Annotated in this window: 22 protein-coding genes; 8 read left to right on the forward strand and 14 right to left on the reverse strand. The window is 58.3% G+C overall.

From position 1 onward, the window contains the following. Positions 1-53: 53 nt before the first annotated feature. The gene (gene uppD / locus JZX89_RS01525) at positions 54-1,196 is read right to left on the reverse strand and encodes a polysaccharide biosynthesis type 4 glycosyltransferase UppD (protein ID WP_207132879.1); all 1,143 of its coding nucleotides are present in this window, start codon (positions 1,194-1,196) and stop codon (positions 54-56) included. Between the two features lie 16 nt (positions 1,197-1,212). Then, positions 1,213-1,785, reverse strand: a complete 573-nt coding sequence (gene uppC / locus JZX89_RS01530; RefSeq protein ID WP_046800338.1) for a polysaccharide export protein UppC — start codon at positions 1,783-1,785, stop codon at positions 1,213-1,215. A gap of 210 nt (positions 1,786-1,995) precedes the next feature. Between uppC and uppB the strand changes: the two genes are divergently transcribed. Beyond that, on the forward strand, positions 1,996-4,266 hold the full coding sequence (gene uppB / locus JZX89_RS01535) for a polysaccharide biosynthesis protein UppB (RefSeq protein ID WP_207132880.1): 2,271 nt from the start codon (positions 1,996-1,998) through the stop codon (positions 4,264-4,266). 16 nt (positions 4,267-4,282) lie between these two features. Here the strand turns inward: uppB and uppA are convergent, their stop codons facing one another. Together uppA and JZX89_RS01545 are read right to left on the reverse strand one after the other, a co-directional pair. Then, positions 4,283-5,515: a polysaccharide biosynthesis GNAT family N-acetyltransferase UppA gene (uppA, locus tag JZX89_RS01540; RefSeq protein ID WP_207132881.1), complete on the reverse strand. Its 1,233-nt coding sequence runs from the start codon at positions 5,513-5,515 to the stop codon at positions 4,283-4,285. Between the two features lie 97 nt (positions 5,516-5,612). Beyond that, entirely contained in the window at positions 5,613-5,825 is a 213-nt protein-coding gene (locus JZX89_RS01545) for a DUF2842 domain-containing protein (RefSeq protein ID WP_153514180.1), read from the reverse strand. Between the two features lie 228 nt (positions 5,826-6,053). On the opposite strand from JZX89_RS01545, the gene JZX89_RS01550 reads away from it, so the two are divergent. After that, positions 6,054-7,172, forward strand: a complete 1,119-nt coding sequence (locus JZX89_RS01550) for a COX15/CtaA family protein (protein WP_149897772.1) — start codon at positions 6,054-6,056, stop codon at positions 7,170-7,172. A gap of 6 nt (positions 7,173-7,178) precedes the next feature. Here JZX89_RS01550 and JZX89_RS01555 read toward each other — a convergent pair whose 3' ends face one another. The 7 genes from JZX89_RS01555 to JZX89_RS01585 all read right to left on the reverse strand — a co-directional run bounded on the left by JZX89_RS01555 (position 7,179) and on the right by JZX89_RS01585 (position 12,381). Then, positions 7,179-8,024 (reverse strand): aminoglycoside phosphotransferase family protein, encoded by an 846-nt coding sequence (locus tag JZX89_RS01555; protein ID WP_153513576.1) that lies wholly within the window; start codon positions 8,022-8,024, stop codon positions 7,179-7,181. A gap of 10 nt (positions 8,025-8,034) precedes the next feature. After that, entirely contained in the window at positions 8,035-8,967 is a 933-nt protein-coding gene (argC, locus tag JZX89_RS01560; RefSeq protein ID WP_207132882.1) for an N-acetyl-gamma-glutamyl-phosphate reductase, read from the reverse strand. A gap of 70 nt (positions 8,968-9,037) precedes the next feature. Next, a complete protein-coding gene (gene speB / locus JZX89_RS01565) occupies positions 9,038-9,991 on the reverse strand; it encodes an agmatinase (RefSeq protein WP_207132883.1) in 954 nt (317 codons plus the stop codon). Positions 9,992-10,114: 123 nt separating this feature from the next. Further along, a complete protein-coding gene (gene rpsI / locus JZX89_RS01570; protein ID WP_149897768.1) occupies positions 10,115-10,582 on the reverse strand; it encodes a 30S ribosomal protein S9 in 468 nt (155 codons plus the stop codon). Between the two features lie 2 nt (positions 10,583-10,584). Further along, a complete protein-coding gene (gene rplM / locus JZX89_RS01575) occupies positions 10,585-11,049 on the reverse strand; it encodes a 50S ribosomal protein L13 (RefSeq protein WP_149897767.1) in 465 nt (154 codons plus the stop codon). Positions 11,050-11,302: 253 nt separating this feature from the next. Next, complete coding sequence (locus JZX89_RS01580) at positions 11,303-12,139, reverse strand: EamA family transporter (protein ID WP_149897766.1); 837 nt, start codon at positions 12,137-12,139, stop codon at positions 11,303-11,305. Between the two features lie 104 nt (positions 12,140-12,243). Beyond that, positions 12,244-12,381, reverse strand: a complete 138-nt coding sequence (locus JZX89_RS01585) for a hypothetical protein (protein WP_207132884.1) — start codon at positions 12,379-12,381, stop codon at positions 12,244-12,246. Between the two features lie 685 nt (positions 12,382-13,066). On the opposite strand from JZX89_RS01585, the gene JZX89_RS01590 reads away from it, so the two are divergent. The 3 genes from JZX89_RS01590 (at position 13,067) to JZX89_RS01600 (ending at position 15,215) form a co-directional block, all read left to right on the forward strand. Further along, positions 13,067-13,501 (forward strand): CoA-binding protein, encoded by a 435-nt coding sequence (locus JZX89_RS01590; RefSeq protein WP_207132885.1) that lies wholly within the window; start codon positions 13,067-13,069, stop codon positions 13,499-13,501. Between the two features lie 74 nt (positions 13,502-13,575). Then, on the forward strand, positions 13,576-14,859 hold the full coding sequence (locus JZX89_RS01595; RefSeq protein ID WP_207132886.1) for an O-acetylhomoserine aminocarboxypropyltransferase: 1,284 nt from the start codon (positions 13,576-13,578) through the stop codon (positions 14,857-14,859). 14 nt (positions 14,860-14,873) lie between these two features. Further along, positions 14,874-15,215, forward strand: coding sequence for a cupin domain-containing protein (locus tag JZX89_RS01600; protein ID WP_149897763.1), 342 nt, complete (start codon positions 14,874-14,876; stop codon positions 15,213-15,215). 23 nt (positions 15,216-15,238) lie between these two features. Here the strand turns inward: JZX89_RS01600 and JZX89_RS01605 are convergent, their stop codons facing one another. After that, positions 15,239-15,553 (reverse strand): ArsR/SmtB family transcription factor, encoded by a 315-nt coding sequence (locus JZX89_RS01605; protein WP_207132887.1) that lies wholly within the window; start codon positions 15,551-15,553, stop codon positions 15,239-15,241. Positions 15,554-15,655: 102 nt separating this feature from the next. On the opposite strand from JZX89_RS01605, the gene JZX89_RS01610 reads away from it, so the two are divergent. Then, positions 15,656-16,414: an SDR family NAD(P)-dependent oxidoreductase gene (locus tag JZX89_RS01610; RefSeq protein ID WP_149898140.1), complete on the forward strand. Its 759-nt coding sequence runs from the start codon at positions 15,656-15,658 to the stop codon at positions 16,412-16,414. A 20-nt stretch (positions 16,415-16,434) separates the two neighbouring features. On the opposite strand, the gene JZX89_RS01615 is transcribed toward JZX89_RS01610, so the two are convergent. Further along, positions 16,435-17,682 (reverse strand): cytochrome P450, encoded by a 1,248-nt coding sequence (locus JZX89_RS01615; RefSeq protein ID WP_207132888.1) that lies wholly within the window; start codon positions 17,680-17,682, stop codon positions 16,435-16,437. A gap of 89 nt (positions 17,683-17,771) precedes the next feature. Continuing rightward, positions 17,772-19,019 (reverse strand): GGDEF domain-containing protein, encoded by a 1,248-nt coding sequence (locus JZX89_RS01620; RefSeq protein WP_207132889.1) that lies wholly within the window; start codon positions 19,017-19,019, stop codon positions 17,772-17,774. A gap of 454 nt (positions 19,020-19,473) precedes the next feature. Here JZX89_RS01620 and clpP point away from each other — a divergent pair, with 454 nt between their 5' ends. After that, positions 19,474-20,106 (forward strand): ATP-dependent Clp endopeptidase proteolytic subunit ClpP, encoded by a 633-nt coding sequence (gene clpP, locus JZX89_RS01625; RefSeq protein ID WP_046800320.1) that lies wholly within the window; start codon positions 19,474-19,476, stop codon positions 20,104-20,106. 292 nt (positions 20,107-20,398) lie between these two features. Next, positions 20,399-21,676: an ATP-dependent Clp protease ATP-binding subunit ClpX gene (gene clpX / locus JZX89_RS01630; RefSeq protein ID WP_149897759.1), complete on the forward strand. Its 1,278-nt coding sequence runs from the start codon at positions 20,399-20,401 to the stop codon at positions 21,674-21,676. Positions 21,677-22,055: the final 379 nt, after the last annotated feature.

Genomic DNA, 22,055 nt, shown 5'->3' on the forward strand with positions numbered 1-22,055 from the left:
AATATACAATTAAAAATCGTGTTTTTAAAATGTCTTTAGACGTGAGGCGCGCTTTAGCGCGAAAGCAGGTCGCGATAGAGCTTCATCATGTCATCGGCCATGACAGGCGTTGAAAACTTCGCCTTAAAGCTGTTTGGTGGGGGCATCACCCGCTTTGACCAATCGCCGTCTTCAGCGTCCCTGACCATGATTTTCGCCAGCGCCTCGGCGTCTCCTGCCGGAACCAGCGCTTCGCTGTCCTCTCCCAGAACCTCGGGAATGCCGCCGACATGTGAGGCGATAACCGTCTTGCCCGCCGCCAGCGCCTCAAGCACGATATAGGGCATGGCTTCGGCGCGCGAGGGAACCACCACTGTCTCCGCCAGCTCGAAGGCCTGTCTGGCGGGCATGGCGGCGTGCATGGCAATCCGCCGGGAAAGCCCTGATTTGTCGATCATATCAGCATATTTGTCCCTGTCCGGTCCGTCACCGACGATAACGCCGGACATGGGGTGGCCGATGCTGCGCTCCATCCTGGCGAAGGCCTTGATGAAGACATCAGGCCCCTTGAGGTCGCGCAACATGCCGATATAGAGGAAACGGGCGGCATCCTCGCGAGCCGGCACGGTTTCGAACTCGCTTTCCTGCACGCCGTTATAGATCATCGCCGTTCGGGTGCGCGGCTTGCCGACCTTGGTTTCATAAGTCCGCTGTTCGAAATTGCAGACGAAACAGAGCGCGTCGGTGAAATGTTCCTGAAACCGCTCGAGCCGCAGGAACAGCTGCCCCTTCAGGCTCTTGCGGTCATAATGCAGGCTGCCGCCATGCGGCGAGTAGAGGCGGGCTACGCGATACCTGTTCGCCCGCAACAATGAGCCGATCAGCCGGGCAAGAGCGCCACCCTTGGCGCTATGCCCGTGCAAGATGTCCGGCCGCAAACTTTTTATCTGCTTGTAGGATCTCCAGAGCGCCGGCAGGTCGCCTGGGCCGATGGAGCGCCTGATGGGCAGGCGGGTAAGTCCCAGCTCCAGCATCGGGGCTATCTGTGTGAAAAGCCGTTCCTCATGCGCGCCGCCGGTCGAGCTGTCGCAGACGATGCCGACCTTGTGGCCCTGTTTGACATGTTCTTCGATCAGGTCGCGCACATGGCGGAAGACACCGCCGACGGGGGAGCGGAAACAGTGAATGATGCGCAGGGGAGGGCCGTCATCCGACACGTGTGCCACTCCGTTTTCAGAAGAAGCGTTCACGCACATAGACCGTATCGCCCGCAAGAATGGGTGCGGTGATGCCGATCCGGCCGGTCATTACCTCGGCATTGATCTTGCGGGTAAGATCGACATCGGCCTGATTGGCGCGCGGGGTAAATCCGCCGGCAATGGCAATGGCGTTCTGCACCGTCATGCCGGGCACATAGGAATATTGGCCAGGACGACCAACTTCACCCATGATGAAAACGGGGCGATACCGGTCGATCTCGATCGTCACATCAGGGTCGCGCAGATAACCCTGGCGCAATTTCGCGGCAATGGCGGCTTCGAGCTGCGGCAATGTCTTGCCGCGGGCAGGAACCTGACCGACAAGCGGGAAGGCGACATAACCGGCCTGATCGACCGTGTAGGTGTTCGTCAGCCCCACCTGTTCGAAGACGTTGATGCGCAACCTGTCGCCGCTATCGACATGATAGGGTTGCAGGGCGGCCTCATTGAATGAGCGCGGCGCGGGTTGATATGCCGCGCAACCGGAAAGGGCCGTTAGAACGGCAAGCGTCAGTGCGGTGACATGTCGTGATCCGGCGAGCGGCATCTCATCTGACTCCGAGTCGATATATGAGCATTCTTATCGTTCTGTTAGGGTTAATGCGCGGTAAACAGCCAGTCCAGAGTGTTGCAATATCCGTTTTATTTTGTCGGATTCGCCGGGATTAACTGTTGTGTTACCGCCAAGACTTACAATCCGCGAAAATTGGCCATCTATATTTGAGCGCCCGAGATTTGTCTCGGTTACGGAGCTTACATGAACGGCGATCGCATTGATGACAGGGATGTGGATATCGATCTGGGGCAGCTTGTCGCGGCCATATGGCGGCGCAGGGGCCGGATCGCGGCTGTCACGCTTCTGGCCGGCGGCGCCGCCTTTGTGATCGCCAGCATGATGTCGCCCGCCTATAAAGGCGAGGCACGTGTCCTCATCGAATCCCGCGCGGCTTCCTTCGGCGCTTCGCAGCAGTCGAATGCGCCGGCAGAACCTGTGCTCGATGAATTGACTGTTTCCAGCCAGGTGCAGATTCTGCAATCGGTCGACCTCATCAAGCAGGTCGCGAAAAATATGAAGCTTTATGAGTTGCCGGAATTCGATCCGGAGGCGCGTCCTTCTCTCCTGTCGGGACTGCTGGTCGCCGTCGGTATCAAGAAGGATCCGCTTCAGGTGCAACCCGAAGAGCGGGTGCTGAAGGCATTCCGCGAGAAATTGCAGGTCTATCAGGTCGAAAGCTCGCGTGTCATCACCGTTGAGTTCTCCTCGGAAGATCCGAAGCTCGCCGCCGCCATCCCCAACGAGATGATGAAGGCCTATATCGCGCTGCAAAGCGGTGCGAAACTCGATACCAGCACGGAAGCGGCACGCTGGCTGGAGCCGGAAATCGCCAGTCTGCGCGAAAAGGTGCGCGATGCGGACAGGAAAGTCGCGGACTACCGCGCCTCATCCGATCTCCTGTCGGCCGGGCAGGGCGAAACGCTCGCCACCCGCCAGCTCAGTGATATCTCGACCGAACTCGGCCGTATCCGTGGAGAACGTGCGAATGCGGAAGCGCGGGCGGAAGGCGTGCGCAATGCGCTTTCCAGCGGCCGCCCACTCGATACGTTTCCGGATGTCGTCGGTTCCCCGACGATCCAGCGGTTGAAGGAAAACGAAACGGGCATCCGCAGCCAGATTTCCGATCTGACCTCCTCGCTGCTGGAAGGCCATCCACGCATCAGGGCGCTACGCAACCAGCTGGACGGCATACAGCGGCAGATTCAGGAAGAAACCCGCAAGGTGCTGGCAAGCCTCGAAAACGAGGCCAATGTTTCCCGCCTGCGCGAACGGCAACTGGTTCAGCAATTGAACGTCTTGAAAACGGAAAGCGTGCGTGCCGGTGAGCAGCAGGTTGGTCTGAACGATCTGGAACGCGAGGCCTCGGCCCAGCGCCAGCTTCTGGAAACCTATCTTGCCCGTTATCGTGAGGCGACCTCGCGCGCCGGTTCGGTGGATTCCACGCCCGCCGACGCGCGCGTGATCTCAGGCGCGGTGGAGCCGCGTGAACCCTATTTCCCGAAAACCGGAGCCATCACCATCGTCGTCACGCTGGCGGCCTTTCTGCTCTCCTGCATCGTTGTCATGCTGGTGGAACTCTTCACGGGGCGCGCCTTAAAGCCGGTGGGCAGAAATCAGGTTCCGCCGCTGTCCGATCCGCCTGCGCCGACGCGTGCGCCCGCCGATACGGATGAGACTACGGATCGACCGGAACAGCCGGTTGCCACCCATCATGAGACTTCACCACCAGCCGTCCAGGCCCTGCCTGCTGCTGCCTACCAGCAGCCACCTGTTGTCGAAGAGCAGCGGCCGGTACCAGTCGCCGCCGTCGCTGCTGCTTCGGTTTTACCGGTGAAAGATGTAGCACCTTTGAAAGAAGAGGCGGTGAAAGAGGAGATCGAAACCTCCGACGATTTCTCGATCGATGCCGTTGCGGCCTTTCTGGCCACCCGCCTTGCCAAGCCCGTCGCCGTCGTCGTCTCGCCAGCCGGAGACAGCGGTTCGACCACCACCGTCATGCTGGCGCGCGCCTTGTCTGAAATGGGTCGCTCTGTCGTTCTTGTCGACATGACGGCTTCGGCCTGTCCCACGCGTCTGATGGCGCCAGAGGCCGGGCTGCCGGGCGTCATGGACCTTCTGGCCGGTGCTGCTGCCTTTGGCGAAACCATTCACGGCGATCGGCTATCTGACGCCCATATCGTGCCGCGCGGCAATGCGCAGCCGCGTGAGGCCATGCGCGCCATCGACCGCCTGACGATGATTCTAAGCGCCCTGTCTGACGCCTATGATACGGTTCTGGTCGAATGCGGCGCGGTGCAGATTTCGAGCCTTGAAAAAATGCTACGCAATCTGCCGGCGGAAATCATCGTTTCCGTGCCCGGCAAGGATGGCGAGATGCTGGAAAAGACGCTCGGTGAGCTGGTGGCCCAGGGCTACGAACAGGCATTGCCGATGACCGGCATGCGCAAGCCGGGTCATCTGAGCGCCGCCTGACGGACGGCAAACCCTCTCAGTCAGTAACAGACATGGCATCCGTTCTTGGCCGCCCGGCGCGAAAACGCTGGATCAGCGCATAGAGCGCCGGGTTTGACTTGATCAGGCTCTTCGTCCTGGCGATGGCGACATAGGCCGAGGCCGCTGCGCGCCCCTTCAATGTCACCGACAGGAATATATCGTGCTGGGCGGTGGAAAGCGGACACCAGCTGCGTTTGTAAAGCTGATCGCCAACGCCGAAATCGAAGAGTGCGGCTTTCTCCTTGCAGGCCCGTTCGATCATCAGCCAGAACAGCAACTCGCCGGGGCTGAGTTCCGAGACCGACTCATCGATCGATCCAAACTGGCAGATGATGTGGTCCTGCTTGCGCGAAAGCCCGGATATGGCGGCAATAACGCCTTCGTTTTCTCCATGCAGGCGAATGGCGTGCAGCTCCAGAAGACTGTCCGTGCCCGTTTCCGGAAAGTTGGCCAGATCGTAGAAAAAGTCCTTCACCGATTGGCTCCGGAAAACATCCGGGATGCCCTGTGAGGCGAAGCGGGTGGCCTTTTGCCGGAAGAAAGCCTGCAATAACTCGCATTTTTCCTGTGGCGAACGGACAATCACATGGCTGTAACCGCCCATTTCCTCGGCCCTTCGGCTCTGGATACGGAATTTCTTTCGCCGCCTCTTGGCGTTGACCTGCCGCAAGGTGCTTTCAAAACTCTCCAGCAGCGGCAGTTGAAAGGCGGGGTTCTGATTTTCGACGGAGGCCAGATACGAAAGCGGATTGGTCCTGCCGCGCCAGGTGAGCGGTATGTTCTGCAAGGCCAGGATATCCGCCCGGCCATGTAGCAGTTTTCGCGCCTCGCGGGCGATCGCTGCCGCCGTCTTATGTTCTGCCTGTTCGGCAAAGGACGGATCGAAAAGCCCGGTATTGATATTGTTGAAACGGCCGCCCGGAAAACGCGCCTTGCGGATGCCGCCTTCCTGCACGATTTCAAGCGGCAACAGGAAAACCGTCTTTCCGACCTGTCTGCCGCGAATGATGAGCAGCGGGCTTTTTTGTGTCTGCGCCCAGATGGAGCACCAGCCGAAACCCTGATGCAGGGAGTTGAGCGGATCTCTCTCCATCTGCTCCCAGTCGGCGCGGATGGTGGAAGCATCATCGACGAGATCGATCACCAGACGGTCAGCACCTCGCCGTTCGCCTTGCATGGCGGTCGACGTTTTGCTCTCGCTAATTGTGACCGGCCCCTCAGCCGCCATCCACTCTCTCCGGTTGTTTCGATGGGACTATATCGCTGAGCGGCAAACAATCGGTTTATAAAATTGCGACCTCAGGGTGTTGCGCGAACGTTGGCGCTTATCCCTGCTTTTTGGGTCCGGCCATCCATTTGATGATGAGCATGGCCGGCAATATCCACAAAAGCCCGCTCAGCACGAAATAGGCGAGATGCACCCACCAGGGCGATTGCGCCAGCATCGCCGATGCGATGGCCGTCGCCGCCACGGCGTAGATGACGACAAGGCAGATGATGACGACGGTGCCGATAAGCGATCTGAAGCGAGGGTGCATGAAATCTTCCATCATGAGAGCATGTCTCCCCAAAGTGTCATCGGTTTTGGGAAAAAGACATGCGTAAAACAAAAAATCAGATCGTCTTGGCGATTCGAAGAAGAGGCAGGACGATCTAATATCTGGCGTGACTATACCGCCGCGACCGCATGCCGCAAACCCTGAGGCCTTGTTTTGTGGTGCCGGTTGGGGCTAATCAACATCACTGTATGAGGGAGACCTGAAAAGATGCGTTCAAGCAGCATGACGATGGCAAACGGTTCCGCGGAAATGGTGGTGGAGGCTGCCCTGCAGAAGCAGGAAAAGAACCGCCGCCTGCTGCGCATCTGGCTGCGCGTCGTTCTCTTCACGCTTTTCTGTCTCGTGCTGGTCGGCGGCGCCACGCGGCTCACCGAATCCGGCCTGTCGATCACCGAATGGAAACCCATCCACGGCGCTATCCCGCCGCTTTCGGTTGCCGAATGGGAAGAGGAATTCCAGCTCTATAAGCGCATTCCGCAATATCAGGAAATCAACAGGGGCATGTCGCTTGACGAGTTCAAGACGATTTTCTGGTGGGAATGGGCGCATCGCCTGCTGGCCCGCGCCATCGGTCTCATCTTCGCTTTGCCGCTCGCCTTCTTCTGGCTGACCGGCCGCGTTGAAAAGCGTTTGCGCCTGCCCTTGGTCGGCCTTCTGGGGCTCGGTGGTTTTCAGGGCTTTATCGGCTGGTGGATGGTATCATCAGGTCTCGTCAACCGCACGGATGTCTCGCAATATCGTCTTGCCACGCATCTGACCATTGCCTGCCTCATCTTCGCCGGCTGCATGTGGATATTGCGCGGCCTGTCGCATCATTCGCCTGAGGCAGCTGATGAAAAGACGGGCAGGGGCTTTGCCGGCCTGTTGACGGTGCTCTGTCTGTTCCAGATTTATCTCGGCGCGCTGGTGGCGGGGCTGAACGCCGGCCTTTCCTACAACACCTGGCCGTTGATGGACGGCTCACTGGTGCCGGGCGATCTCTTCCTGCAGCAGCCCTGGTGGATCAACCTCTTTGAAAACCCGAAGACGGTGCAGTTCATCCACCGTGTCGGTGCCTACACCCTGTTTGCCGCCACACTGTGGCACATGGTGTCGATGGCGCGTGCCTTGCCGAATACGCCACACGCACGCCGCGCCGTGCTGTTCTTCGTGCTCGTTTCCATTCAGGCGGCGCTCGGCATCACCACGCTTCTCATGCATGTGGATATTCATGTGGCGCTCGCCCATCAGGGCATGGCACTGTTCGTCCTTGGTTTTGCAGTCGCCCACTGGCGCGGGTTCATTGGCGAATATCCGGCACCTGTCGCCGTCGAAGTCAGGGACTGAGCGCACTCAGAACTGCTTCAACACCGTTTTGAGGGTGGCCGCGACAGCGAGTTCGTTGTCGCGCTCTTCCGCATTGCCGTCTTCTTCGTGCCACGCGGCCGAGAGGCAGCCATAAGCGAAGGCATATTGCAGCAACACCCGTTCATCCCGCTGTAGCGCTCTCGAAAAAATCGCCGCCATCGAGGCGATGCGCGCTTCGCTGCGTGTCAGATCGAAGCGGTCGAGTGGATTGGAGAACATGTTGGCGACATCGAGCGCCGCATCGCCGATCAGGCCGGCCGGGTCGATGATGATCCAGCCGCGCCCGCTGCGCATGATGTTCTCATGATGCAGATCGCCATGCAGCGGCTTCACATCCCGTTGCCCGTCGATAAGCTCCTGCGCCAGCGTGGCGGCTTCGATATAGATGCTCTCGACGCCATCGGTGCGATCCTGTTCGGCCTTGCGGAACAGGCTTTCGAAATAGAGAGGCAGTGTCAGCAGGCTTGAAGGCGGGGGCTGCTGCGATGGCTGATGGTATGTGAGCAGAACATCGGCGGCGATTTCTGTCGCCGCATCGTCGTCGCCGTCGCGGAACAGCACATCGCGCAGCGTCTCCGCGCCGGCATGTTCCATCAGCAGAATATCATCGGAACGCTCGAGTAGTTCCACGCAGCCGACACCCGCGCGCCACGTGATGAAATCCGCACCGCGAAGACTGTCCTTCAGCACCTTCTTTTTCAGGACTTTGGCGACGGCTGGAGAGCCGTCACCACGCGTCACCGCGTAGACCACCCCGGCCGGCGTGTCGGCAATCTGTTTTGCGGCCTCGATATTCCACGAGGCCGGAAAAGACGGGGTGGTTCGGCTCATGCAAAAAGCCTCATGCCGACAGCATCAGTTCCATGTTCTGCACAGCCGCCCCGGATGCGCCCTTGCCGAGATTGTCGAGCAGCGCCACGAGATTGATGTGTTCGCCGCCCGGCGTACCGAAAACGAACAGCTTCATCGTGTCCTTGCCCGCCAATTCCTCGGCATCGATGCGGGAAAGCCCCTTGCTTTCGGCAAGCGGCACCACACTGACGATATCCTGGCCCGCATAATGGGCGGTGAGCGCGGCATGCACCGTCTCGATGCTCGTACCTTCCTTGAGGTCGGCGGCAAACAACGGAACCTGCACGATCATGCCCTGTGCGAAACGTCCGACGGAAGGCGCAAACAGCGGCGCGCGGTCAAGCTGGCCGTGAATGGTCATTTCCGGTACATGCTTGTGGGCGAGCGTCAGGCCATAGAGGAAATTATTGGCGCTGATCGCGTCGTCCCGGCTCTGGTCTTCCATCTGCGCGATCATCTGCTTGCCGCCACCGGTATAACCGGAAACCGCATTGACGCTGACCGGATAACCATCGGGCAGGATGCCGGTAGCACGCAGCGGACGGATGAGGCCGATTGCGCCGGTCGGGTAGCAGCCCGGATTGGCGACGAAGCGGGCGGAACGAACCTTGTCGCCCTGCTCGCTGTCCATCTCGGCAAAACCGTAAGCCCAGTCCTTGTGGACGCGATAAGCGGTCGAGGTATCGATGATGCGGACATTGTTGTTGCCGGCCACCATCGAGACAGCTTCCCGCGAAGCATCATCAGGCAGGCAGAGGATCGAAATGTCGGCATTGTTGAGCATATCCTCGCGCATTGCGCCATTGCGGCGCTCTGCTTCGGGAATGGACAGCAGTTCAATATCGCGGCGACCAGCAAGGCGCGTGCGGATCTGCAGACCCGTGGTGCCGTGTTCGCCATCGATGAAGATCTTCGCTGTCATGTCCTTGTCCTGACTTTTCAAAGGGTTGTAAGGGTAATCGGAATCAGTTTGGCAAGTGCTGTTTTTTGTGTCAGCCAGCCTTGGCCAGCCGTTCGGCACGCAGGCCAAGCATATACATTGCAACGGTGGCTCCGGCAATGGCGGTAATATCCGCATGGTCGTAAGCGGGCGCGACTTCGACCACATCGGAGCCGCGAATATCCAGCTGGCCAAGCCCGCGCAGAACGGAGAGAATCTTGGCGCTGGTCGGCCCTCCGGCGACTGGCGTGCCGGTTCCGGGCGCGAAGGCCGGGTCGAGGCAATCGATGTCAAAGGTCAGATAGGTGGGCATACCAGCCGTATGTTTGACGATCAGCGAGGCAATGTCGCCCGCCCGCATCTCCTCCACCTCGTATCCATGGAGAATACGAATGCCGAAATCCTCCGGCGCATGGGTGCGGATGCCGATCTGGATCGAGCGGTCGGGATCGATCAGCCCGTCACGCACGGCGCGGGCCACGAAGGAACCGTGGTCGATGCGTTTGCCGTCGTCGAACCAGGTGTCCTGATGCGCGTCGAAATGCACCAGCGCCAACCGCCCGTGTTTGGCCACATGCGCGTTCAGCAGCGGCCAGGTAATGAAATGGTCGCCGCCAAGTGTCAGCAGATAATCCGTCTTGGAGATGATCCTGCGCGCTTCCTTTTCGATCGTCTCCGGCGTCTTCCAGTGATTGCCGTAGTCGAGCAGGCAGTCGCCATAATCGACGGTCGGCATATGGGCGAAGAGATCGCGCGCGAAGGGATATTGCGGGTCGTTATCGAAGATCGCCGAAGCGCGGCGGATTGCCTGCGGCCCAAAGCGCGCGCCCGGTCGATTGGATGTAGCGGCATCGAAGGGAATGCCCCAGACGGCTGTCGAAACGCCCTTGAGGGTTTTGGTGTATTTGCGCCGCATGAAGGAGAGGACGCCCGCATGGGTCGGATCGGTGGCAGCCGATGTCAGCGTTGTGGCGGTAAAGGCGTGGTCGATGGTTTTGGATGGCATTGATCACCCCTGTTGCGGTTTGCGCTGAGGGTGCTGTCTTCTCATCCAAAAAACAAGGGAAACGGCAATAAAAAAAGGCGGAGCCGAAGCCCCGCCTTTCGAATGTATTGCACCAGTAAGCGATTAACGCTTGGAGAACTGGAACGAACGGCGGGCCTTGGCCTTACCGTACTTCTTACGCTCGACAACGCGGCTGTCGCGGGTCAGGAAGCCACCCTTCTTCAGAACAGGGCGCAGGCCCGGTTCGAAGTAGGTGAGGGCCTTGGAAACACCGTGACGAACGGCGCCGGCCTGGCCGGAAAGACCGCCGCCTGCAACCGTTGCGATGATGTCGAACTGACCAGCGCGGGCAGCTGCGACCAGCGGCTGCTGGAGGATCATCTGCAGAACCGGACGTGCGAAATAAGCAGAGAAATCGCGACCGTTGATGATGATCTTGCCAGAACCGGCCTTCACCCATACGCGGGCGACGGCGTTCTTGCGCTTGCCGGTCGCGTAGGAGCGGCCGAGGGTATCAACCTTGCGGACGTGCACGGGAGCCGAAGCTTCCGATGCCGGGGCGAGGTCTTTCAGAGAGGAAAGATCGGCCATTATCAGGCGCTCCTTACGTTCTTCTTGTTAAGCGCGGCCACGTCGAGAACGGTGGGCTGCTGTGCTTCGTGCGGATGGTTCGAGCCGGCGTAAACGCGCAGGTTCTTCATCTGGCGACGGCCGAGCGGGCCGCGCGGGATCATGCGCTCGATGGCCTTTTCAACGACGCGCTCCGGGAAGCGGCCTTCGATGATCTGGCGAGCGGTGCGCTCCTTGATGCCACCCGGGTGACCGGTGTGCCAGTAGTACTTCTTGTCGGCGTATTTGTTGCCGGTGAAGGCAATCTTTTCCGCGTTGATAACGATGACATTGTCGCCATCATCGACGTGGGGGGTAAAGGTGGCCTTGTGCTTACCGCGCAGGCGGGTTGCAACGATAGTGGCGAGGCGACCAACAACGAGGCCTTCGGCGTCGATGATGATCCACTTCTTCTCCACCTCAGCAGGCTTCTGAACGAAAGTAGACATTGGTTTCACTTTCTAACGTGGACCCGTGATCCTCTTTTTGAATAAGAGCAAACGGGCGTTTCTTGTTGCTTGGTTTGGTTGCCCTGAGGGTAACCGCAAATGACCCTATTCCGGCTGGAATCCGATCTGGCGCGCTTATACGGTGCGCTGGCAGAGGCGTCAATATGACGTTTTTTGAAGGTCTCAAAAATAATTAAGTAAAAACAATAACTTATTTATGTGGTAATATTTTACCCCATTAAACTTGTCTGTTTTATCCCAGTCTCATGACCAGAACGCCTGCTGCGATGATGCCGCCGGCGAGATAACGCCAGATGCTGGCGCGCTCTTTCAGGATCACGACGGAGATGACCAGCGCAAACAGAATGGAGGTTTCCCGGAGCGCCGCAACGACGGCGACGGGGGCCTTGGTCATGGCGTAAAGCGCCAGCCCGTAAGAGAGAATCGAGCCGCCGCCGCCGATCAGGCCGCGCCACCAGTTGCGCCGTACATGCGCCGCGACGGTGCTTATTCCGCGTTGGTAAAAGGCGAAGCTGAAAAGCAGCACGGGCGGCAGCAGTGACATCCACAGCGTATAGGAAATCGCATTGCCCGAAAGCCTTGCGCCGACACCGTCCACGAAGGTGTAGGAGGCGATAACGAAGGCATTGATGAGCGCAAGGATGATCGCTTTTCCGCCGCCGCGCCGCGCCTCGAAGGCGAGTGTCAGGATGCCGCCGGAAATGATGGCGATCCCGGCAAGCGCCAGCGGGCTCAGCACCTCGCTCAGGAAAAGGCTGCTCGTCGCTGCAACGATCAGGGGGGCCACGCCACGCATGACGGGATAGACAAGGCCGATATCGCCGATCGTATAGGCAGCGGCGACAAGGCGGAAATAGGCAAATTGCAGAAAGGCAGACGCGATCAGAAAAGGAATGGCGACCGGAGCAGGAAAAGGCAGGAAGGGCAGAAACGGCAACGAGCAAGCCGCCGCGCCCGCCGCAATCAGCGAGGCGTCAAGTGACTTGTCGGAGCCGGACTTGACCAGCGCATTCCATCCGGCATGCAGGATGGCACCCAGAAGAACCAGAAAAAGAATGTCGATTGTCACAATAGGGACTCGCTTGCAGGCTACTTTCCGAAACCTATAGCATGGGTTTGAATACCGGAATCCATTTTCGATGGAGGTCGTGAGGCGTTATGGACGCTTTGCGATCATTCGAAAATGATTGCCGGTTTCGTCTGATCATCCGCGCGAATATTCAGCCTTCCGCCAATAATGACATGCGTAAAATTTTGGGTTTGTGCATGTCGCGAGACTTCCTGCTTCGCGAGCGAAATCGCGTTGCTCATGATTTCATCCGCGGGACGGGCATGCCGGCTCCGGATGCACAGCTCCAGTCTCGCCGAAATCTTGCGCGTTTTCTAAAAATCAGGGTTATTTCAGCGGATTTTCGCGCGTAATTCGCGTTTCTGGCGGAGCGTGAGAGCATAGTAGTTTCAGCGCCTATTTCTTTCATTATTATGAAAATAAATTTCACCGCCGTGTAAAATAACAAACTGCAACGTTGTAGATTTACAGATGGATTGATTTACAGAATAACTTTCTGAAAATTAGTCAAGTCTAATTCATCGGTGAACGGAATGAAAACAAACAGGAGACGAATGGCGCATAAATTGCACGCTAATGTTGTTTGAGCCAGCGTTCCTTCGCATATGGATCGTTTTGGAAACTGGATGAAAATACTCAATACCAGCTTATGCAGGGTGCTTTCGTGAAATCATTTTGCGTGAATGAAATACCCCATATCGAGCGAGGACGAGGCCATGTTCACGTGGTTTTAAACCGGGCAGGGGGTTCAAGAAAGCCACAACGCTTCCTAAATGACAATGAAAGCAACGGACAAAAGCAAGCGACGGTAGCGTGCAAATGTAGCTGCGGATTTATGCAGGAAACGCGATACTCGCGCTGATCTCTCGGAAGGGGTGCCTGCCAGCATCTCTCAAACTGCGTGATGCGCCAAAGGGACAAGTTGACATGCAGCATGATACTTACGAACCGGACTATCTCAGAAAAATCCTGACCGATGTCAGGACCATCGCCCTGCTTGGCGCCTCACCCAATCCGGACCGCCCCAGCCATGGCGTCATGCGCTTTTTATTGTCGAAGGGTTACCGCGTGTTTCCGGTCAATCCCGGTCAGGCGGGCAAGGAGATATTGGGGCAGAAGGTCTGTGCCCGGCTTGCCGATATTCCCGAACCTGTGGACATGATCGATGTCTTCAGGGCGCCGGAATATCTGTCGGCGATCGTGGAGGAGGCGATATTGCTGCCACAGCGCCCTAAAGTGATCTGGGGCCAGCTATCCGTGCGCGATGACAATGCCGCCGCCAAGGCCGAGGCCTATGGCATGGCTGTGGTGATGGACCGTTGCCCCGCAATTGAGTATCCGCGTCTCAATATTGTGCGATAGTTGGTACAGATCGGGCTTATCATTTCGCCGCAAGGCATTATGATCCCTCCAAAATTGTAATTGGAGGAAACATCATGTCGAGCAGCAATCCCGGTTTTTCAACGCTGGCCGTCCATGCAGGCGCACAGCCAGACCCGACCACCGGGGCGCGCGCGACGCCCATCTACCAGACGACCGCCTACGCGTTCCGTGATGCCGATCATGCCGCGGCGCTGTTCGGCCTGAAGGAATTCGGCAATATCTATACCCGCATCATGAACCCCACCCAGGCGGTTCTGGAAGAGCGTGTCGCAGCGCTTGAGGGCGGCACGGCGGCGCTCGCGGTCGCATCCGGCCACGCCGCGCAATTGCTGGTCTTCCACACGCTGCTGCAACACGGCGATAATTTCGTTGCCGCCCGCCAGCTTTATGGCGGCTCCATCAACCAGTTCGGCCACGCCTTCAAGGGTTTCGACTGGCAGGTGCGCTGGGCCGATGCGACCGATCCGGCCAGTTTCGAGCGGCAGATCGACGAGCGCACCCGCGCCGTCTTCATTGAAAGCCTTGCCAATCCCGGCGGTACCTTCGTGGATATCGCTGCAATTGCCGAGATTGCTCACCGCCATGGTCTACCGCTGATCGTCGACAACACGATGGCAAGCCCCTATCTGCTGCGGCCGTTGGAACATGGCGCTGACATCGTGCTGCATTCACTGACGAAATTCCTTGGCGGCCACGGCAATTCCATGGGCGGCATCATCGTCGATGGTGGAACCTTCGACTGGTCGGCGACCGACAGATATCCGGCGCTGTCGCAGCCCCGGCCGGAATATTCGGGCGTCGTGCTGCACGAGACCTTCGGCAATTTTGCTTTCGCCATCGCCTGCCGCGTGCTTGGCCTGCGTGACCTCGGCCCGGCCATCTCGCCCTTCAACGCCTTCCTCATCCTCACCGGCATCGAAACCCTGCCGCTGCGCGTTCAGCGCCATTCCGACAATGCGCTCGCTGTCGCCAAATGGCTGAAGGCGCATCCAAAAGTCGGCTGGGTGCATTATGCCGGGCTGGAGGACAGCGACAACTATGCCATCCAGCAGCATTATTCGCCAAAAGGGGCGGGCTCCGTCTTCACCTTCGGCGTCAAGGGCGGTTATGCCGCCGGCAAGGCGCTGGTGGAAGGGCTGCAGCTTTTCTCGCATCTCGCCAATATCGGCGATACGCGCTCGCTCGTCATCCACCCGGCGTCCACCACCCACGCGCAGCTGACGCCGGAACAGCAGACGGCGGCAGGTGCGGGGCCGGATGTGGTGCGCCTGTCCATCGGCATTGAAGATGTGAAAGACATCATCGCCGATCTCGAACAGTCGCTTTCGAAAATCTGAGAGGGCGGCTCGCTATGACGAACTTGCTGACATTTGATGTTTCGGTCGAAGCGGAGCATGGCGCGCCTGCGCCGGAACGATTGATTTCCGGCGATCCCAGATTCACCACGTGGAATCTGGAGGAAGCGCCGGGCGGCATCTATGCCGGCATCTGGCAATCCACGCCGGGCAAATGGCGGGTGGTCTATGACGAATGGGAATATTTCAACATTCTCGAAGGCCATTCCATCCTGACGGAAGATGGCGGGGCGCCGCGCCACCTGAAACCGGGCGACCGGCTGGTCCTGCAGCCTGGCTTTACAGGCACCTGGGAGGTCGTGGAAACGACAAGGAAGGATTACGTTATCCGGCTGTGATGGCGTAGTATTACCACCGCGCTTTACGGCCGGTCGAAGGATATGATCGACCGCATAAGCCCTGGAAAGCGTGCTTCCAGATCATCGTGGCGCATGACGTTGATGTTTTCGACGCCCTGTTTGTGGGTGCGTATCAGTCCTGCTTCGCGCAGGATACGCAGGTGGTTGGAAAGCGTCGAGCGTGGCATATCCGGGCAGGGTGCTGCACAAGCGCAATTCTGCCCGGCTTCCACTTCCCATAATTTCCGAACGATACCCATGCGGGCGGGGTCGCCGAGTGCGGCCAGCATGGCGGTGAGCGATATGTCTTCGCGGGCGGGGTGAAAAAACTGAACCATAAAACCGCTCTAGCACAAGGCTTGACAGGCTTCAATATTTCAATAAAACCGAAATACCGAATTATGCTAATTCGGAAGTTTAGATATTTTCAGGAGATTGCAATGTCTGGAATGTTCAGCGGGCAGGTCGTCGTCGTCACAGGCGGATCGACGGGCATTGGTTTTTCAGTTGCGAAGCTGTTTTTGGAAGGTGGTGCCGCTGCAGTTTATGTAACGGGCCGTAGTGCGGCCAATCTCGATGCCGCTGTCGCCAGACTTGGGGAGCGTGCAATCGGCGTCGTTTCCGATGTTGCGAATCTGTCGGAGCTGGAACAGCTCAAAAGCCGTATCGAAGCTGATGGGCGAACATTGGATGTCCTGGTCGCCAATGCCGGAATCGCGGAAAACAACGATCTTGGTGCAACTCACGAAGCGCTCTATGACCGGATTTTCGACATTAACGTAAAGGGCGTGTTCTATACCGTGCAGACGTTGTTGCCGGTGCTACGGGACGGCGGTTCGATCGTGCTGACGGGTTCGATCGTCGGCAATAAGGGCTTGGAAAAATTGAGTGCTTACAATGCTTCAAAGGCCGCGGTTCGCTCGTTCGCCCGTAGCTTTGCCAATGACCTGAAGGCGCGGGGAATCCGTGTCAATACGGTAAGCCCAGGTGTCACCCGCACGCCGATCATGGAAAATGGTCTTAAGATGGACGATGAAAAGATCGCCGGTTTCGAGGCCTATCTCAAGGACGCAGCGCCGATCGGCCGTATGGCCCATCCCGACGAAATTGCCGAAGCGGTACTGTTTTTGGCGTCAGCCAAGGCCAGCTATATCACCGGAGTGGAACTTTCCGTTGATGGTGGTTTGGCTCAGATCTAAAGGCGACCTCGCCTCCCGATTCACCACGCCAGATCAAGCCGCGCCAGACCATGGAAATGATAGACGTCCTTGACCTTCGGCGGCTGGGCGATCCTGAGACCCGGCAGGCGCTTGAACAGCAGCGGCAGGGCCAGATTAAGCTCCAGCCTTGCCAGCGGTGCGCCGATGCAGAAATGGATGCCGGCGCCGAAAGAGACGTTGGCGCCTTCGTTGCGGTCCGGCCGGAAAGCCAGCGGATCGGAGAATTTTGCCGGATCGAGATTGGCGGCGGCCAGAATGAGGCTGACCTTGTCACCGCGTTTGAAGGTCACACCGTCGATCTCGACCGGTTCCAGAACCCAGCGCTGGAAAATATGGACGGGCGCGCAGATGCGTAGCGTCTCTTCAATCGTGCGTTCCGTTGCGGTCTCGTCGTGGAACAGGGTTTCGGGCGGGATGCCGCTTTCGAGAATGATGCGTACGGAATTGCCGATCTGGTGCACGGTCGCCTCGTGCCCGGCGTTCAGCAGCACGATGGTGGTGGAAATCAGTTCGTCATCGGTCAGATACTGGCCCTTGTGTTCCGTATGGATCATGTGGCTCAGCAGGTCATCTTGCGGCTCCGCCCGTCGCTCGGCGATCACGCTGCGCACATAGTCCGAAAATTCCTTCGCAGCCTTGTCGGCAAGATGCTCGTCCTCGGGGGTGCGTTTGAACATGTACATGCCGACATAAGCATGCGACCATTTCAGGAGCTGCGGCCCCATCTCTTCGGGAATGCCGATCATGCGGGCGATCATCGTCACGGGAATGATATCGGCATAGGTGGAGAGCAGTTCCGTCGTGCCATCGGCTTCGAAAGCGTCGATCAGGCGGTTGGCGAGTTCTTCGATTTCCGGCTTCATCTTGTCGACATGCCGGGACACGAAGGCGCGGTTGATAAGCGTGCGCAACCGTGTGTGTTCCGGCGGCTCCAGTTCCAGCAGCGAATGCTGCTCGGCGGCATCGAAGTGCTTGACGTGTTCGAGCGGCTCGGCAAGGCCGATTTCCTCGCGGCTCGCCACATGCAGGATTTGCCTCCCGAATCGGCGGTCGCGCAGAAGCGCGCTGACATGGTCATATTCGGTAAAGAACCATTGCCGCTGCTCTTCCCAGTAAAAGGTGGGACATTGCGCGTGAAGCGCCGCATAGACCGGGTTCGGATCATTGTAGAAGGCCGGGTCGCGGGCATCAAGTGAAACGCGGCGCGTGGCGGGGTCGATGGTGAGGAAGGGAAATGTCGCTGTCATGCTCAAGGTTTAGTCCGCGTCTTGTGCTTTGGAAAGGGTGGGGAAAAACCGCTGCATGTTTTTCCGCCTGTCATCGCATGGGCATCATGTCACCGGCTGGCGATGGCCGATATCCGGTTCAGCGCTGCAACCTGCCGGTCGGCATTATTGTCCATCGGATTTTCGTCCCGGTCTGAGGAGGGGACGACGACATTGGCCGAATTCACGTGGATAACGGTCCTGTTGCGGCCGGCTTTTTTCGCGGCATAGAGCGCACGGTCGGCTTCCGTCATCATCACGCTCAGGTCGGCGTCCTTGATCATGGCTTCGGAGATGCCGACGCTGGTGGTGACTTCGATACCTTCGCCACGCGAACTGATCTTGGAAAGACGCAGATTGCTGCGAATGGCTTCCGCCAGCGTCACCGTGCTGGACGGGCTTTCGACTTCGGCGACCAGTGCGAATTCCTCGCCGCCCATTCTGACGAAAAGGCCACGATCGCCGATGACGCGCCGCGCCATGTCGCAGAAATGCACGAGCACCGCATCGCCGGACTGGTGGCCATATTTGTCGTTGATCTTCTTGAAATGGTCGATATCGAACAGCACCAGCGCCACATAGCGACTGGAAGCCTGTGACCGCTTCTTGATGCGCTCGAACTCCTCCAGCAGGCCGCGCCGGTTGAGAACGCCGGTGAGGTGGTCAGTCATCGCCAGCCGGTGCAGGCGGTTTTCGGAATCCTCCATGATGATCTTCGCGCTGATCATGATGATGATGGTAAAGCCGAGAATGCCTGAAAAGGCGAGTGGCGACGTCAGTGCGACGGCACTGGGGGACGCGATGTCACCGGGAATGACGACCAATGCGATGATGGCGCCGAAAAAGGCCTGTAAAATGAAAATCGCGGCAAGAACCTTGCGGCTGAGCGATGCCCGGCTCCTGTTTGCCAGAACGACGCCGGCCAGCATGAAATAAGCGACTGCGGCACAGGCATGGTAAAGCAGGATACGCGAAGCCATGCTTTCCCGCACTGGCGGGATGAGCATGCCGCCGACCCACAAAAGCGCTGGAATGGCGATCCAGCCGGCGAGCTTGCGCTGTTCGAAGGAGAGAAGGCCGGCCAGCCAGAAACCGAAAGCTGAAAGCGCCAGCGTGTTGCCGACTTCAATCGACAGGTAGTTGGGAATGTCGCCGCGCAGGGCGACAAGAATGGCGCCGATACCGGTCGAAAGGAAACCGGCGGCGAAATAGAGATTGTGCTGGCGGGCAGGGCGGTGCAGCCACAGGGTTCCCAAAAGGACGGCAAGGGTGAACGTCTCCGACGCCCAAAGCAGCATGCCCGTTTTTGCATCCAGCATTGCAAAATCCTATCTGCGCTATCATGCCGTGAAAGCGGGCTTTGTGGCACGATGTGCGCAATGCCCGCCGAAATTGTTGAGATGCCATTTCGCCCGAATGGGGCGCCCGCCTCCTGACGGAAACCGGAAATTCGCCGCGCAGTATCAGCAGTAAATCCCTAACGAGTTCTTGCCGGTAAGAAGTTATATCTGTGCATGGCCACGGGTTTTTGCATTTGCGGGTCGCTTCGATGAAAAATAATGTCGGCAAGGGCAGGTAGTTCGAGATGCGCCCGCCGGTTTGAAGCCGTTGCCGTCAGAGGCTTCAAACGCCTGCAATCGCTGTTGAGCCGTTAAGGATATGCGGCTTCGTGTCTTGAAGTACGGGGCAGGGACACTCTATGTAGGGAGTATGAAGGTTAGAAGTGATTCCGGAGCGGTTTCCCGCGAAGGGCAGAGTTGACAAAGGACGGACATGAAAAATCCAGTTGATACCGCCATGGCTCTGGTGCCGATGGTCGTAGAGCAGACCAATCGCGGCGAACGCTCCTATGACATATTTTCCCGTCTTCTCAAGGAACGCATCATTTTCCTCACCGGCCCGGTGGAAGACCAGATGGCTTCGCTCGTCTGCGCGCAGCTGCTTTTCCTCGAGGCTGAAAACCCGAAGAAGGAAATCGCGCTTTACATCAATTCGCCGGGTGGTGTCGTAACCGCCGGCATGGCGATCTACGATACGATGCAGTTCATTCGCCCTGCGGTATCGACGCTCTGCGTCGGCCAGGCCGCATCGATGGGTTCGCTGCTTCTGGCCGCCGGCGAAAAGGGAATGCGTTTCGCAACTCCGAACGCCCGCATCATGGTGCACCAGCCTTCCGGCGGTTTCCAGGGCCAGGCTTCGGACATCGAACGTCATGCTCGCGACATCATCAAGATGAAGCGTCGCCTGAATGAAGTCTACGTGAAGCACACCGGCCGCACGCTCGAAGAGGTTGAAAAAACCCTTGATCGCGACCACTTCATGGATGCGGACGAGGCGCAGAATTGGGGTGTGATCGACAAGATCCTTACCTCGCGCCAGGAAATGGAAGGTGCCGCCGCGAATTGAGGCGAGCCGCTTTTTGACGTTTGTTTGATCCCGCAAAAGTAATTTCGGGGCTTTCAACCGCAACAGAAAGCGATATTAGTATATATTAAGGCTGTGTTGAATTTTTATGACGTGGCCTTTGGTTTGATGGGGAATTCGTTGCAGCCGGTTGTCAGCTCCTGTATCTGACACGGCTAGTACCCCGGGAAACGAGGCGGATACGGCAATGCACCCCAAGGCGAGCCGTATCTGCGGGCGGTAAGTTGACCGCGATCCGTTTGGCGGACCTGCGGCGTGCTGGAAGGAAAGAGATATGAGCAAAGTCAGCGGCAGCAACGGCGGCGACTCTAAAAATACACTCTATTGTTCATTCTGCGGCAAGAGCCAGCACGAAGTCCGGAAACTCATTGCCGGGCCGACAGTATTCATCTGCGATGAATGCGTCGAATTGTGCATGGACATCATCCGCGAGGAGAACAAGACGTCTATGGTGAAGTCGCGCGAGGGTGTTCCCACCCCGCAGGATATCATCAAGATTCTCGACGAATATGTCATCGGTCAGAAACAGGCGAAGAAAATCCTGTCGGTGGCCGTTCACAACCATTACAAGCGCCTCGCGCACGCCTCCAAGAACGGCGATGTCGAGCTTGCGAAGTCGAACATCATGCTCGTCGGTCCGACGGGTTGCGGCAAGACCTATCTTGCGCAGACGCTCGCCCGCATCATCGACGTTCCCTTCACCATGGCGGACGCAACGACGCTGACCGAAGCCGGTTATGTCGGCGAGGATGTGGAAAACATCATCCTGAAGCTTCTGCAGTCTGCGGATTACAACGTCGAACGCGCCCAGCGCGGCATCGTCTATATCGATGAAGTCGACAAGATTTCCCGCAAGTCGGACAACCCGTCCATCACGCGCGACGTGTCGGGTGAGGGCGTTCAGCAGGCGCTTCTGAAGATCATGGAAGGCACGGTCGCTTCCGTTCCGCCGCAGGGCGGCCGCAAGCATCCGCAGCAGGAATTCCTGCAGGTGGATACGACCAACATCCTGTTCATCTGCGGCGGCGCTTTTGCCGGCCTCGACAAGATCATCTCGGCCCGTGGTGAAAAGACCTCGATCGGCTTCGGTGCGACCGTCAAGGCGGAAGACGATCGCCGTGTGGGCGAGGTGCTGCGCGAACTGGAGCCGGAAGATCTGGTGAAGTTCGGCCTCATCCCGGAATTCATCGGCCGTCTGCCCGTTCTGGCAACGCTGGAAGACCTTGATGAAGATGCGCTGATCCAGATCCTGTCCGAGCCGAAGAACGCGCTGGTCAAGCAGTATCAGCGCCTGTTCGAGATGGAAGATGTGGAACTGACCTTCCACGAGGACGCGCTGCGCGAGATCGCCCGCCGGGCGATTACCCGCAAGACCGGCGCCCGCGGCCTGCGCTCGATCATGGAAAAGATCCTGTTGGATACCATGTTCGAACTGCCGACGCTGGAAGGTGTGCGCGAAGTGGTGATCTCCAATGACGTCGTCAGCGGTGTCGCCCGTCCGCTCTACATCTATGCGGATCGTCAGGAAGAAAAGACCAACGTCTCGGCGTGATCGACTGATCCGGATTATCGTGAATGTGAAAGGCCCGCACCCGTGCGGGCCTTTTCTGTTGGGTCCGGGTGCGAAACTTGCGCCTAACTTGGCGGAGCCCGATTTTGCGTTTGGAGCGGATTGCGCTTTGCTGATAAAGTCTTACAACTGATTTGCAGCGCGATGTGACGGAAATGTGAATTGCCGTCGGCGACCCGGTTCCTGATCCTTATGGATAACCGGAAATGTCGGGAGTAATAGCCGGCGCTGGGTTTTGTTGAATTTCACGGTTCTGCCGGTGCGCGGGGCCGTCTCTTCCGGCGACTTGAAATCGGTGTTTCGAAACTCCACTTTCAGTCTCGAGAAATGAATATGCCGGACGCCCCCAAGATGTCCGGTA

Origin of the sequence: Agrobacterium burrii, from assembly GCF_017313405.1 — a bacterium.
Lineage (GTDB): Bacteria > Pseudomonadota > Alphaproteobacteria > Rhizobiales > Rhizobiaceae > Agrobacterium > Agrobacterium burrii.